The organism is Streptomyces sp. NPDC004134 (assembly GCF_042874195.1).
Lineage (GTDB): Bacteria > Actinomycetota > Actinomycetes > Streptomycetales > Streptomycetaceae > Streptomyces.
On sequence record NZ_JBIAMS010000010.1, the window covers coordinates 119,825 to 133,685 of the forward strand.

The following is a 13,861-nucleotide window of genomic DNA, read 5'->3' on the forward strand; positions in this document are numbered from 1 at the left end:
CAGTGGGCCTCTCACCCTGTGAGACACCTGACGTTCACCCGGGGTTGTACGAACTACCGCCCTTCGTACGGCTCATGCAGCTTTCCGCGAACTTGTTGTGTAATGAACCTAGTTCACGGGATTCATCCGGTCACTCCTGACCCATCAGGTAGTGACCCAGGCCCTCGCTCGCGAAGCCCGTGCCGAACCGCGCTCCGCCCGTACCGCCGGGACCCTCGAAGTCGTCCGGGCTGAACGCCACGGAGCCCGTCGCCGTCAGCCCGCCCGCGGCGCCGCGCAGCGACCAGATCGCGCCCGTGCCGTTCTCCTCCGGTGCGCCCACCGCCAGCTCCGCCCGGCCATCGCCCGTGACGTCCCCGAACCCCAGCGCCGCGCCGAACCGGTCCCCGGTCTCCGCCACGCCCTTCACACCCGGCGTGTCCTGGTGGAACGCCTGCGCGCCACGCGCCTTGAGCCCGCCGGAGCCGCCCTTGAGCAGCACCACGGAGCCCGCCGACTGCTTGTTGCCGATGGCCTCGTACGGCACCCCCACGGCGAGGTCGGCGAAGCCGTCGCCGTTCGCGTCGCCCGCCGCGAGCCGGGCGCCGAACTGGTCGCCGCGCTCGCCGGTGCCGGGCACGCCCGCGGTGTCCTGGGTGAAGGCCGACGTCCGGCTCGTGCCGGGGCCGTTCTCCGTGCCGTAGACGATCGTGACCTTGCCCTTGCCGTACGGGAGGTCCTCGATGCTCGCGCCGACCTTGCGGTACGCCAGGTCGCCCTTGCCGTCGCCGTCGAAGTCGCCGATCGCCGGCGAACTGCCGTTGGGCAGCGCGGCGTCGGTCCGGGTCAGCCCGCCGGGGCCGCCCTTCCAGAACCAGCCGCCCTCGGCGTTGCCCTGGTAGCTGAAGAACGCCACGAGGTCGTCGGCGCCGTCGCCCGTCACGTCGCCCACGGCGACGCCGTCGAGGCTGTCCTCGGGCTTCATCTCGACGAGCCCGCTCTCGCGCGCGGGGGCGCCGGCGCGGGTGAACGGGCCGTAGAGGACGGTGTACGCCTCGGCGCTGTCGCTGCGGGTGCTGGGCACCAGCAGGTCGCCCTCGCCGTCGCCGTCGAAGTCGCCGGCGTGCAGGTCGCGGGCGAGGCCGCCGCCGCCGGGCACCTGGGCGCGGGCGGCGCCGGCGCCGGTCAGGCCGCCTTCGCGGCCCCACAGGACGGTGACGGAGCCGGCCGCGTCGCCGTCCTCTGCGCGGGCGGTGACGGCGAGGTCGGTCAGGCCGTCGCCGTCGAGGTCGCGGGCGACGAGCCGGTCGCCGAAGCGGTCGTCCGCCGCGGGGCTGCCAGGGACGCCGGCGGTGCGCTGGCTGAGGACGGTGGAGGCGGGGGCCGCGATGCCGTCCGGGGAGCCGTAGCTGATGAGGACGTAACCGGCCTCGGTGTGTCCTGAGATCTTGCCGCCGGGGGCACCGGTGGCGAGGTCCGTGTAGCCGTCGCCGTCGAAGTCGGCCCGTACGGCACGGGCATCGGCGGTGGCACCCGCGGAGCGGGCGGCGGCGTCGGCCGGGGCACCCCGGTCCTCCGCCCCCGCCGCCGGGGCGGTGACGGCCGCGGTGCCGGCGGTGGCGAGGCAGGCGGTTAAGGCGGCGAGGGTGCGGATGCGCATGGGGGGTCCTTCCGGTGACGGTCTGACGGGGGAGTTGCGTTCACTCCCGCGTCATACGACACACCCCGTCCGGAGATGGTTGTACCAACCAATGCGCCGGGACCCGCGCTCGACGCGCCACGGCCGGCCCCGTGTGGCTCACGGGGCCGGCCGCCGTGGGGGGTTGCCTGTGGCGTCCCGCCTGGGTCACATCTGCCGCACGCGGTACGGCCGTTCTCGCCGTACTACGTCGCCGGCTGCGGCTCCGGCTCGCTCTCCGCCGCCTCGGTTCCGTCCCCCGGCGGCTCCTCCGCCGGCGTCCTGACCGAGTCGAGCAGAAGCTGCGCCACGTCCACGACGGCCAGCGACTCCTTCGCCGTTCCCGCGTTCTTCTTGCCGTTTACGGAGTCCGTAAGCATCACGAGACAGAAAGGGCACGCCGTGGAAAGAATGTCCGGATTCAGCGACAGCGCCTCGTCCACGCGCTCGTCGTTGATCCGCTTGCCGATGCGCTCCTCCATCCACATGCGCGCGCCGCCCGCGCCGCAGCAGAAGCCGCGCTCCTTGTGCCGGTGCATCTCCTCGTTCCGTACGCCCGGGACCTTGGCGATGATCTCGCGCGGCGGCGTGTAGACCTTGTTGTGCCGGCCCAGGTAGCAGGGGTCGTGGTACGTGATGATCCCCTCGACCGGCGTCACCGGGACCAGCCGGCCCTCGTCGACGAGGTGCTGGAGCAACTGCGTGTGGTGGACGACCTCGTAGTGGCCGCCGAGCTGCGGGTACTCGTTGGCGATGGTGTTGAAGCAGTGCGGGCAGGTCGCGACGATCTTCTTCTTCGCCTTCTCGACCGTCACGCCTTGATCGTCGTCCTCGCCGAACGCCATGTTGAGCATCGCGACGTTCTCCTCGCCCAGTTGCTGGAAGAGGAACTCGTTGCCCAGCCGCCGCGGCGAGTCGCCCGTGCACTTCTCGTCGCCGCCCATGATCGCGAACTTCACGCCGGCGATGTGCAGCAGCTCCGCGAACGCCTTGGTGGTCTTCTTCGCCCGGTCCTCCAGCGCGCCCGCGCAGCCGACCCAGTAGAGGTAGTCGACCTCGGAGAGGTCCTCGACGTCCCTGCCGACGACCGGGATCTCGATGCCCGTGTCCGCCGCCAGCTCCTTGGTCCACTCCAGCCGCTGCTTCTTGGCCAGCCCCCAGGGGTTGCCCTTCTTCTCCAGGTTCTTCAGCATCGTGCCCGCCTCGGACGGGAACGAGCTCTCGATCATCACCTGGTAGCGGCGCATGTCGACGATGTGGTCGACGTGCTCGATGTCGACGGGGCACTGCTCGACGCACGCGCCGCAGGTGGTGCAGGACCACAGCACGTCGGGGTCGATGACGCCCTGCTCGGCCGCGGTGCCGATCAGCGCGCGCTCCGCCTCGGCGAGCGCGTCGGCCGGTACGTCGGCGAGCTGTTCTGCGGTGGCCTTCTCCTCGCCCTCGGCCGACTTGCCGCCGCCGGCGAGCAGGTACGGGGCCTTGGCGGCGGCGTGCTCGCGCAGGGACATGACGAGCAGCTTGGGCGACAGCGGCTTCCCGGTGTTCCAGGCCGGGCACTGCGACTGGCAGCGGCCGCACTCCGTGCAGGTGGAGAAGTCGAGGATCCCCTTCCACGAGAAGTGCTCGACCTGGCTGACGCCGAAGACGGCCTCCTCGCCGTCCTCGTCGTCGAAGACGGTCTCGAAGTCGATCGGCTTGCCGCCGGAGGTCATCGGCTGGAGCGCGCCGAGGGCCACCGCGCCGTCGGCATTGCGCTTGAACCAGATGTTGGGGAAGGCGAGGAAGCGGTGCCAGGCCACGCCCATCGTGGTGTTGAGGCCGAGGACGAGCGCCCAGATGAAGGAGGTCGAGATCTTGACCATCGCGACGAGGTAGACGAGGTTCTGCACGGCGCCGGTGCTCAGCCCGTCGACCGCGGCGGTGACGGGGTACGACGCGAAGTAGGCGGCCTCGTAACCGCCGACGTGGTGCAGCGAGCCCTCCAGCCCGCGCAGCACCAGGATGCAGATGCCGATGACGAGGATGACGTACTCGACGAAGTACGCCTGCCACATCGTCGAGCCCGTGAAGCGGGACTTGCGGCCGGCCTTCGACGGCAGGCTGAGCTGCCGGATCACGATGAGCGTGAGGATGCCGAGCGTGGTCATCAGCGCGATGAACTCGACGTACAGCTCGTACGGGAGCCAGTCGCCGATCACCGGCAGCAGCCAGTCGGCGACGAACAACTGGCCGAAGGCGTTGACGAGGGTCAGCACCAGGGTCAGGAAGCCGATGGCGACGAACCAGTGGGCGAAGCCGATGACGCCCCAGCGGTTCATCCGGGTGTGGCCGAGGAACTCCCTGACCAGGGTGACGCTGCGCGCGACCGGGTCGTCCGTGCGGCTGCCTGCGGGGACGGGATTGCCGAGCCGGACGAAGGCGATGATCTGCCCGATGGCGCGAGCGAACAGCGCGGTGCCGACCGCGGTGATCACCAGCGATACGACGATGGCGGCGAGCTGCATGGAGGGCTCCTCGGCCGGACTGCTCTGCTGTCTGCTGGATCTGCCGTGTGCGTGTGCGGGCCGTACGTGTATACGTGCCCTGCTACTCGGCCTACCCAGCTACTACTAAGCGGTAACTTATCTCTTCCCCGCCTGAGGGTACCCGGGCGGCCCCGGCCCCCTGAAGCCGCCCGGCCGGTGATGTGCGTCGCGCCTGCGGCGCCGCCGCGACCTCCGGCCCGTAGCCCGAAAACCCGTTCCCACCTGCACTGACGCACAAAACTTGAGTGGAGTTGACTCAGGTGAATTGCGCCGGGAGTGGTCGGCATGGCACCCTTGAGCCTGACCAGCTCAAGGCAGAGCATCTGATCCGGAGGATAGACAACATGGCACGTGCGGTCGGCATCGACCTGGGCACGACGAACTCTGTCGTCAGTGTTCTCGAGGGCGGTGAACCCAGCGTCATCACCAACGCCGAGGGCGCCAGGACCACGCCGTCCGTCGTCGCCTTCGCCAAGAACGGCGAGGTGCTCGTCGGCGAGGTGGCGAAGCGCCAGGCGGTCACCAACGTCGAGCGGACCATCCGGTCGGTCAAGCGCCACATGGGCACCGACTGGAAGCAGCCGATCGACGAGAAGGAGTTCACCCCCCAGCAGATCTCCGCGTTCATCCTGCAGAAGCTGAAGCGGGACGCGGAGGCGTACCTGGGCGAGAAGGTGACCGACGCGGTCATCACCGTCCCGGCGTACTTCAACGACTCCGAGCGCCAGGCGACCAAGGAGGCCGGCGAGATCGCGGGCCTCAACGTCCTGCGGATCGTCAACGAGCCCACCGCCGCCGCCCTCGCCTACGGCATGGAGAAGGAAGACCAGACCATCCTGGTCTTCGACCTCGGCGGCGGCACCTTCGACGTCTCCCTGCTGGAGATCGGCGAGGGCGTCGTGGAGGTCAGGGCCACCAACGGTGACAACCACCTCGGTGGTGACGACTGGGACCAGCGCGTCGTCGACTTCCTGGTCAAGCAGTTCCAGAACGGCCACGGCGTCGACCTGGCCAAGGACAAGATGGCGCTCCAGCGCCTCCGCGAGGCCGCCGAGAAGGCGAAGATCGAGCTGTCCTCGTCCTCCGAGACGACGATCAACCTGCCGTACATCACCGCCTCCGCCGAGGGCCCGCTGCACCTCGACGAGAAGCTGACCCGGGCGCAGTTCCAGCAGCTCACCCAGGACCTCCTGGAGCGCTGCAAGACGCCGTTCCACAACGTCATCAAGGACGCCCGCATCGACCTGGGCGAGATCGACCACGTGGTCCTCGTGGGCGGTTCCACCCGCATGCCGGCCGTCGCCGAGCTGGTCAAGGAGCTGACCAGCGGCAAGGAGGCCAACAAGGGCGTCAACCCGGACGAGGTCGTCGCCGTCGGCGCCGCCCTCCAGGCCGGCGTCCTCAAGGGCGAGGTCAAGGACGTCCTGCTGCTCGACGTCACCCCGCTGTCCCTCGGCATCGAGACCAAGGGCGGCATCATGACCAAGCTCATCGAGCGCAACACCACGATCCCGACGAAGCGTTCCGAGACCTTCACCACGGCCGAGGACAACCAGCCGTCGGTGCAGATCCAGGTCTTCCAGGGCGAGCGCGAGATCGCCGCGTACAACAAGAAGCTCGGCATGTTCGAGCTGACCGGCCTGCCGCCGGCCCCGCGGAACGTGCCGCAGATCGAGGTCACCTTCGACATCGACGCCAACGGCATCATGCACGTCGGCGCGAAGGACCTCGGCACGGGCAAGGAGCAGAAGATGACCGTCACCGGCGGCTCCGCGCTGCCGAAGGACGACATCGAGCGCATGATGCGCGACGCCGAGCAGTACGCGGAGGAGGACCACAAGCGCCGCGAGGCCGCCGAGACGCGCAACCAGGGCGAGCAGGTCGTCTACACCACCGAGAAGTTCCTCCAGGACAACGAGGACAAGGTGCCCGGCGACGTGAAGTCCGAGGTCGAGAGCGCGATCACCGACCTCAAGGAGGCGCTGAAGGGCGAGGACGCCGCGGCGATCCGTGAGGCGACGGAGAAGGCCGCGGCCACCAGCCAGAAGCTCGGTCAGGCGCTCTACGCCGACGCCCAGGCGTCCGGCCCGGCCGCCGCCGGCGGCGAGGGTGCCCAGCAGGCGCAGAAGGACGCGCCCGCCGGTGCCGACGACGATGTCGTCGACGCCGAGATCGTGGACGACGACAAGCCCAAGGGTGGTGCCGCGTGACGGAGGAGACCCCGGGCTTCGAGGAGAAGCCCGACGTCCCCACCGACGCAAAGACAGCGGAGGCACAGCAGGGCGGCCCGGACGGGGCGGGCGGCTCGCCCGCCGGCGCACGGCGCGCCGACACAGCCGGGCCGGGTGCCACCGCCGGGAACGGGGACGCGAACAGCCCGCTTGCGGCTCGTCTGGACGAGACCCGCAAGGCGCTCGACGAGCGGACGAAGGACCTGCAGCGGCTCCAGGCGGAGTACCAGAACTACCGCCGGCGGGTCGAGCGGGACCGGGTCGCGGTCAAGGAGGTCGCGAACGCGAACCTGCTGACCGAACTGCTGCCCGTGCTCGACGACATCGGCCGGGCCCGGGACCACGAGGAGCTGGTCGGCGGGTTCAAGTCGGTCGCCGAGTCGCTGGAGACCGTCGTGGCCAAGATGGGCCTCATGCAGTTCGGCAAGGAGGGCGAGCCCTTCGACCCGCTCATCCACGAGGCGCTGATGCACAGCTACTCGCCGGATGTGTCCGAGACGACGTGCGTGCAGATTCTCCAGCCTGGGTATCGGATCGGCGAGCGTACGATCCGCCCCGCGCGGGTCGCCGTGGCGGAGCCGCAGCCGGGGGCGTCGTCGGGGTCGCAGGGCAAGGAGGGCGAGCAGCCGGACGAGAAGCAGGCCGACGCGGACGGCGGCGGATCCGAGTCCGCCGCCGCGGACGGCGGCGGCCCGGACGCCGGGTCCGCGAAGCCGGGGTCCGGCGGAGAGACGGACAGCGGTGGCCCGGACGAGGGGTGACGCCGTAGCGGCCGCCGAGGGACGAGAGGAGGGACGCCGGGAATGAGTACCAAGGACTTCATCGAGAAGGACTACTACAAGGTTCTCGGCGTCCCGAAGGACGCCACCGAGGCCGAGATCAAGAAGGCGTACCGCAAGCTCGCCCGGCAGTACCACCCGGACGCCAACAAGGGCGACGCCGCGGCCGAGGAGCGCTTCAAGGAGGTCTCCGAGGCCAACGACGTGCTCGGCGACCCCCAGCGGCGCAAGGAGTACGACGAGGCGCGCACCCTCTTCGGCAACGGCGGCTTCCGCCCGGGCCCGGGCGCGGGCGGCGGCGGCTCGTTCAACTTCGACCTCGGCGACCTCTTCGGCGGCTCGGGCCCCGGCGCCCCGGGCGGCGGCGGCCAGACCACCACCGGCGGTTTCGGCGGCGGCCTCGGCGACGTCTTCGGCGGGCTGTTCAACCGCGGCGGCGGGCGTACGCAGCCGCGCCGCGGCCAGGACATCGAGTCGGAGGTCACGCTCAGCTTCACGGAGGCCATCGAGGGCGCCACGGTCCCGCTGCGGATGTCGTCGTCGGCCCCGTGCAAGACGTGCGCGGGCACGGGCGACAAGAACGGCTCCCCGCGGGTCTGCCCGACCTGCGTGGGCACCGGGCAGGTCTCCCGCGGCGGCGGTGGCGGCTTCTCGCTGACCGACCCGTGCGTGGACTGCAAGGGCCGCGGGCTCATCGCCCAGGACCCCTGCGACGTCTGCAAGGGCAGTGGCCGCGCCAAGTCGTCCCGCACGATGCAGGTCCGCATCCCCGCGGGGGTGCAGGACGGGCAGCGGATCCGGCTGCGCGGCAAGGGCGGTCCTGGCGAGCGCGGCGGTCCCGGCGGCGACCTGTACGTCGTCGTGCACGTCGACGGCCACCCGGTCTTCGGCCGCAAGGGCGACAACCTGCTGGTGACGGTCCCCGTCTCGTTCCCGGAGGCGGCCCTCGGCGCGGACATCAAGGTGCCCACGCTCGGCGGCCCGCCGGTCACCCTGAAGCTGCCCCCGGGCACGCCCAACGGACGCACGATGCGCGCCCGCGGCAAGGGCGCCGTCCGCAAGGACGGGACGCGCGGGGACCTGCTCGTCACCGTCGAGGTGGCGGTGCCGAAGGAGACGGACGGCACGGCGCGCGAGTCGCTGGAGTCGTACCGGACGGCCACCGCGGGCGAGGACCCGCGCGCGGAGCTGTTCAAGGCCGCGAAGGGAGCTTGACGACGATGAACGGCAGAAGCGGCGGACGCGGCGGCCCCCGCGGCCGCAATCCGTACGAGCTGACCGAGGAGACGCCGGTCTACGTCATCTCCGTAGCCGCGGAACTCTCGGGCCTGCACCCCCAGACCCTGCGCCAGTACGACCGCCTGGGCCTGGTCTCCCCGGACCGCACGGCGGGCCGCGGCCGGCGCTACTCGGCGCGGGACATCGCGCTGCTGCGGCAGGTCCAGGCGCTGAGCCAGGACGAGGGCATCAACCTGGCCGGGATCAAGCGGATCATCGAGCTGGAGACGCAGGTCGCCGCCCTCCAGGCGAAGGTGGCGGAGCTGACGGACGCGGTGGACGGCGCGGCGTCGGCGATGGCGCAGCGGGAGGCGCAGGTGCACGCGTCGTACCGGCGGGACCTGGTGCCGTACCAGCAGGTGCAGCAGACGAGTGCGCTGGTGGTGTGGAAGCCGAAGAAGAAGCGGGGCTGAGCCGGCGGCTCAGTCGGCGAGGTAGGTGACCTCCACGCGGGGCGGGAGCCCGGCGTGGAGGTCTCTCATGTGCGGGCGCAGGGAGACCTCGCGCAGGGTGCCGAGCCCCGCCAGCGGGGAGAGGTCCAGGAGTCTCCCCGGGGGCAGGTCGACCACGAGGTGGTCGAGCTGCGGGAAGCGGTGGGGGAACCGGCTCAGGTCGAGTTCGTCGGCGGGCCGGTCGCCGATCAGACCGAGGAACGTGACGCCCGGCAGCGTGGCATGGGCGGGGGCGACGGCGAGCAGGTCCAGCCGGCACCGCAGCGCCTTGAGCAGCGGGAGGGCGGCCAGCGCCGACCAGTCGTCCGCGGTGGCCTCGTGTCGCCAGCCCAGGTAGACGGCGGCGAGCTTGGGGTGCTTGGCCAGGCGGCACAGACCGGAGGTGCGGGCGGTCAGCAGGTTGAGGGTCGCCAGCTCGGGCAGCGGCGGCAGGGCGCCGAGGTCGACCAGGTGGGTCCGATCCGGCGACAGGGAGAGGAACTCCAGCCGCGGCAGCGCGGTGAGCAGTTCGGGGATGCTGTCGGCCAGACCTGGTACCGCGTCCAGGATCAGGGCGCGCAGGGGCAGGCCGGCGAGGGCCGAGGCGTACCGCAGGCCGAGGCACTCGGTGAGCCGCAGTTCGCGCAGCCCGTCCATGTCGCGCAGGAAGTCCAGGTCGCCCAGCGCGTGCTGGTTGCGGATGATCAGCTTGGTGAGGCTGAACGCGGCGAGCACTTCGCGCAGTTCGAAGGGGTCGAGCGGACCGCCGCGGACGTCGACCATCGGGCGGCCGCCGAGCCTGTGCAGGGCGTGTAGCTCGGCGTCGGAGGTGACGGTGAAGTACAGGTCTTCCGGGTCGAGGCGGGAGATGACCTCGTTCGCGTACTCCTCGGTGTCGAAGCGGTGCCAGGCCCAGGCGATTTGCCGGCGTACGGCAAGCGAGGGATGGGCGGCGTAGCGGGCGAGGAACGGGATCGCGCGGTCCGCGTCCACGTGGCTCGCGGCCACGGCGACCAGGTCGGCGGCGTCGCCCGCCTCCTCCGGGCCCGGCAGCAGGTCCAGCACCAGCGGTCCCGCCGCACCCAGCGCCCGTGCCTCCGTCGACGTCGTGGGCGGGATCAGCGCCTCCGTCTCGCGCTCCACCGCCTCCCGTACCGCCGGGGCCAGTTCGGCCGCGTGCTCCAGGCAGGCGGTCGCCAGCAGCCGGATGCGTACGCTCTCGACCCCGCCCTTGCGCTGCGCCGCCGTCAGCAGCTCCCGCAGGATCTCCTCGCGCTCCCGCGGGCGGGCCTGCGCCACCGCCATGCGGATGACGTCCTCCCACTGGTCGTCCGCCGCGTGGGCCGCCAGGACGCCGATGTCGCCCTCCTCGACCGCCGCGCGGGCGCCCAAGTAGTCCTGGAACGTGCGGTGGACGAAGTCCACCGCGCCCGGGGCCGGTTCGCGGAGGAGGCCGCTGCGGTCGCGGAAGTGCTCCAGTACGGCGGTCGCGTCGCCGAGGGCGGCGACCTCCGGGACGGCCGGGAGGGCGTCGGTGATGATCCGCTCCGCCCGGGTGCGGTCCAGCTCCGTACGGCCGTTGCGGATCAGCCAGTACGCGAGCCGCTGGAGGACCTGGAGCTGGGGTTCCTCGCGCAGGTCGGGGACGGCCATGTCGCGTTCGCGGTCGCGGCGGCTGAGCAGCATCGACAGGGCGGCCTCGTACAACTCCCTGCGCCCGCGCGGGAGGTAGCCGCGGCGGGCGCGGTTGAGCGCGCACATCAGGCCGCACATGAGCGGGTTGGTGGCCAGCCGGCCGAGGTCGGAGGTGTGCCGTACGGCGGCGGTGAGCTGCTGCTCGTACGTCGTGAGCTGCGCGTCGTCCGCGGCTGGGGCGCCGGTGCGGACGGCGGCGGCGCGTACGGCCTCGTGCCAGCGGGCGATGAAGCGGGTGAGGTCGGCCGGGCGCATGGGTGCGAGGGCCAGCTCGGTGAAGCCCTCGGCGGCGAGCCAGTCCTCGCCGACGGCGGAGGGGCGGGAGGTGACGAGCCAGCGGTTGCCCGGGTAGGCGTCGGCGAGGTCGGAGAGCCAGCGGCGGGCGCGGTCGCGCTCGGCGCGGGGGACCTCGTCGATGCCGTCGACGAGGAGCAGCCCGCGGCGGGCGGTGAGCACGCGGTGCTCCCATCCGCCGGGCTGCGCGCCGGCGAGGGGGCTGCCGGTGGCGGCGAGGAAGTCGCGGGGGGCGGGGAGGCGCTGGCCGTGCCGGGTGAGGGTGCGGAGCGGCAGCACGAAGGGGACACGCCCTGCGAGGTAGTCCATGCCGTCGGCGGTCGGGGTGTCGGCGCGGGTGGCGGAGAGGGCGAGCCACTGCACGAGGGTGGTCTTGCCGGAGCCCGCGGCGCCGCGGAGGAGGACGCGCTCGTGGGTGGCGAGTGCCTGGTCGGCGGGGAGCACGGCTTCGGGGACGGGGTCGGTGTCGGCGAAGGAGCCGAAGCCACCACCGAGGTCGTCATAGGGGCCCGGTTCGTACGGCGGATAGCCGGCGGCCTCCAGCCGCAGATACGCCACGTCCAGCGGCCACTTCGCCGGCGAGTCGGCGAGATCGACGCCGTAGATGGTGAGCCTGCCGTGCTTCTTCGCGGCGTACGCGAAGTACTCGCGCTCGAAGGCCGCGTCCTGTGCCGCGGGGAGCGGCGTGCGGGCGATGAGGGCGTCGAGGCGGGCGATCTGGTCGGCCTGGCGGCGGGACTGCTCGACGAGGGTGCGGGCGACGAAGGTGGAGCGCCGGCTGAAGAAGTGCAGGATGTGCAGGCAGGCGGTGTCGAGGAGGGCGTCGTGGAAGTAGGCCGCGTCGGCGGAGAGTTCGCGTACGGGATCGCCCCCGCCGCTCCGTGCCGCGGCGAGGCGGAGCCGGCGGGCGAGGGCTTCGGGGCCGAGCTGGACCGCCTGGACGTCGTCCAGGTCGAGGTCGCCGAGGGCGGTGAGGCTGCGGGCGAGCGCGCCGGCGACGGCGGTGGTCTCGCCGCCGGGGACGGGGGAGGGCTCGCCGCCGGGGCCGTGGAGGGCGCGGCGTACGAGACTGTCGGCGAGCTTGCGCAGCCCGTCCTCGTCCAGCTCCCGCTGCTCACCGCGGAACGACACCAGCGCCGCCATCCGCACCGGCCGCCCCACGAGCCCCGCCCCGGGGCCCTCGCTGTGGAACAACCGCCGGACCAGGGGCGCCACGACGGCGGACGCGAGCCTGACGCCGACGGCTGCGGGTTCCATGGGGCAGACGATATAAGCGGGCGGTGACAGGTCACCGGCGGTGTTCGCCGAACGTCCGGTTCGTTCTGCTATGCACACCCTCATCATCATGAATTTCAGGAAGATGATGCTGAGTTCGGGTGGAGTTGATACGGACGGTAAGCCAATGTTCTGGTTGAGAACGGGGGACAAGTCGCCGAACGTGATGTACGTACGGCTCAGTTGGTCCGGGAGTTCATACAGTGAGGTCTCACGCTTCGGGCAACACGGCGCGACAGGCTCCGCCGGTCGGTCTCGCGCTGCTCTCCGACCGGGAACGCGAAGTGCTCCTCCTGCTCGCCGACGGTCCGACCAATCGCCGGCTGGCGTCGCAACTGGGGGTGGCGGAGCGTACGGTCCGCGCCCATCTGACGAACATCTGCCGCAAGCTGAACGTGGAGTCCCGCGTCCAGGCCGCCCTGGTCGCCGACCGCCACCGCCGCGCCCTGCTGCCGCCGGGGGCAGGTCCTGACCGGGTTGCCCCAAGAGGCAATGGCCGGGGGCGCCACGTTCGTGAATGATGTGGGCCAGTGCCCTCTTGGGTGCCGCGGAGGCGACCTGCCATCGTCGTACGCGGGCGCCGGCGGCACCCCTCGGACGGAGCGCTGGTGCGTTCGCTTCCCGGCCTCATACGCACCAGCGACTCCGTTCCTCTCCGCCCTGTCCCGCGCCCGGCGCCCCTGCGGGCCGGCTGTGCGGGCTCCGGAGACCGCCCCGTGGGTCAGACCCTTTCGAGCATGCCGGAGCGGGCGATGAGATAGCCGAGTTGGGTACGGCTGTCGCTGCCCAGGGCGGTGGACAGCTTGGCGATGTGCGCGCGGCAGGTGCGTACGTTCATGCCGAGCCGGCGGGCGATGGCCTCGTCGAGGTGGCCTTCCACGAGCAGCCGGGCGATGCTGCGCTGGACGCCGGTGACGCCTTCCCGGGCGTCGTGTTCGGGGGGCTGGTGTCCCCAGGGGACACCGAGTTCCCAGAAGTATCCGAAGATGGCGCGCAGGAACCAGACCAGGCCCGGGTGGCGGATCTCCATCGCCACCTCGCGGCTGGGCTGTGCGGGGATGAAGGCGACCTCCCGGTCGATTATCAGGAGCCGTTCGGGCATCTCCTCCAGGGTGCGTACCTCCAGCCCGGTGTCGCTCAGTTCGTCCAGGTAGGCGAGCTGGGCGGGGTGGTGCCGGTACGTGTGGTTGTACAGGGTCCGCTGGGTGACGCCGCGTTCGCTCATCCTCCGTACGCGGTGGGTGGTGGTGCGCATCGTCGCGGGGTTCCAGTTGGTCCGCCCGCTTGCCGGCTGGATGGCGAGGAACTGCTCCGTGCAGTCCTCCAGGGCCCGGGCGAGGGCGTCGTCGATCCGCTCCTTCCCGGTCCAGACGGTGAACGCGGCCATGGCCGGGTCGTCCGGATCGAGGGAGGTCAACTGCTCGACGGTGTCGGCCAGCGCGGTCACGAACAGGCGGTACTCGCCCAGCTCTCTTTCGAGCGGCTCGACGAGCCCGGCGAGCGCCTGCGTCGGCGGCGTCGGCACCAGCCACTGGGTGTCGCCGGGCTCGGGCCGTAACAGGTCGAGGTCGAAGAGGCACGGCGCGGTCGCCGTGGCCTCGTGTGAGACGCGGCCGGAGCGCAGGGCGGAGGCGTAGAGCTTCCGGCCCGGGGCGCAGAGGCCGGTGGTGTGGTGGGGGTGCGACATGTCTCT

General features: G+C 71.6%; 9 protein-coding genes. 5 read left to right on the top strand and 4 right to left on the bottom strand.

All coding sequences use genetic code 11. The features are described from left to right. Nucleotides 1-130: 130 nt before the first annotated feature. Both ACFYVJ_RS15510 and ACFYVJ_RS15515 read right to left on the bottom strand, forming a co-directional pair. On the bottom strand, nucleotides 131-1,639 hold the full coding sequence (locus ACFYVJ_RS15510) for an FG-GAP repeat protein (RefSeq protein WP_388891180.1): 1,509 nt from the start codon (nucleotides 1,637-1,639) through the stop codon (nucleotides 131-133). Between the two features lie 224 nt (nucleotides 1,640-1,863). Beyond that, nucleotides 1,864-4,164, bottom strand: a complete 2,301-nt coding sequence (locus tag ACFYVJ_RS15515; protein WP_388891183.1) for a heterodisulfide reductase-related iron-sulfur binding cluster — start codon at nucleotides 4,162-4,164, stop codon at nucleotides 1,864-1,866. Between the two features lie 365 nt (nucleotides 4,165-4,529). On the opposite strand from ACFYVJ_RS15515, the gene dnaK reads away from it, so the two are divergent. Genes dnaK through ACFYVJ_RS15535 form a run of 4 tightly spaced genes read left to right on the top strand, consistent with a single transcriptional unit; the run spans nucleotide 4,530 to nucleotide 8,886 of the window. Further along, nucleotides 4,530-6,395: a molecular chaperone DnaK gene (gene dnaK, locus ACFYVJ_RS15520; protein ID WP_388891185.1), complete on the top strand. Its 1,866-nt coding sequence runs from the start codon at nucleotides 4,530-4,532 to the stop codon at nucleotides 6,393-6,395. Then, entirely contained in the window at nucleotides 6,392-7,177 is a 786-nt protein-coding gene (grpE, locus tag ACFYVJ_RS15525) for a nucleotide exchange factor GrpE (protein WP_388891187.1), read from the top strand. The genes dnaK and grpE overlap by 4 nt, the downstream gene beginning before the upstream one ends. A 42-nt stretch (nucleotides 7,178-7,219) precedes the next feature. Further along, nucleotides 7,220-8,410: a molecular chaperone DnaJ gene (gene dnaJ / locus ACFYVJ_RS15530; protein WP_388891189.1), complete on the top strand. Its 1,191-nt coding sequence runs from the start codon at nucleotides 7,220-7,222 to the stop codon at nucleotides 8,408-8,410. Nucleotides 8,411-8,415: 5 nt separating this feature from the next. Continuing rightward, complete coding sequence (locus ACFYVJ_RS15535; RefSeq protein ID WP_388891192.1) at nucleotides 8,416-8,886, top strand: heat shock protein transcriptional repressor HspR; 471 nt, start codon at nucleotides 8,416-8,418, stop codon at nucleotides 8,884-8,886. A 9-nt stretch (nucleotides 8,887-8,895) separates the two neighbouring features. Here ACFYVJ_RS15535 and ACFYVJ_RS15540 read toward each other — a convergent pair whose 3' ends face one another. Beyond that, on the bottom strand, nucleotides 8,896-12,150 hold the full coding sequence (locus ACFYVJ_RS15540) for an NACHT domain-containing protein (protein ID WP_388891194.1): 3,255 nt from the start codon (nucleotides 12,148-12,150) through the stop codon (nucleotides 8,896-8,898). Between the two features lie 221 nt (nucleotides 12,151-12,371). Between ACFYVJ_RS15540 and ACFYVJ_RS15545 the strand changes: the two genes are divergently transcribed. Next, complete coding sequence (locus tag ACFYVJ_RS15545) at nucleotides 12,372-12,689, top strand: helix-turn-helix transcriptional regulator (RefSeq protein WP_388891196.1); 318 nt, start codon at nucleotides 12,372-12,374, stop codon at nucleotides 12,687-12,689. Between the two features lie 200 nt (nucleotides 12,690-12,889). Here the strand turns inward: ACFYVJ_RS15545 and ACFYVJ_RS15550 are convergent, their stop codons facing one another. Beyond that, nucleotides 12,890-13,855, bottom strand: coding sequence for a helix-turn-helix transcriptional regulator (locus tag ACFYVJ_RS15550; RefSeq protein WP_388891198.1), 966 nt, complete (start codon nucleotides 13,853-13,855; stop codon nucleotides 12,890-12,892). Nucleotides 13,856-13,861 lie beyond the last annotated feature (6 nt).

Excerpts from the sequence above, each read along its gene's own strand:
- ACFYVJ_RS15510 (WP_388891180.1), bottom strand. The coding sequence starts at position 1,639 with ATGCGCATCCGCACCCTCGCCGCCTTAACCGCCTGCCTCGCCACCGCC.
- ACFYVJ_RS15515 (WP_388891183.1), bottom strand. The coding sequence starts at position 4,164 with ATGCAGCTCGCCGCCATCGTCGTATCGCTGGTGATCACCGCGGTCGGC.
- dnaK (WP_388891185.1), top strand. The coding sequence starts at position 4,530 with ATGGCACGTGCGGTCGGCATCGACCTGGGCACGACGAACTCTGTCGTC.
- dnaJ (WP_388891189.1), top strand. The coding sequence starts at position 7,220 with ATGAGTACCAAGGACTTCATCGAGAAGGACTACTACAAGGTTCTCGGC.
- ACFYVJ_RS15535 (WP_388891192.1), top strand. The coding sequence starts at position 8,416 with ATGAACGGCAGAAGCGGCGGACGCGGCGGCCCCCGCGGCCGCAATCCG.
- ACFYVJ_RS15540 (WP_388891194.1), bottom strand. The coding sequence starts at position 12,150 with ATGGAACCCGCAGCCGTCGGCGTCAGGCTCGCGTCCGCCGTCGTGGCG.
- ACFYVJ_RS15550 (WP_388891198.1), bottom strand. The coding sequence starts at position 13,855 with ATGTCGCACCCCCACCACACCACCGGCCTCTGCGCCCCGGGCCGGAAG.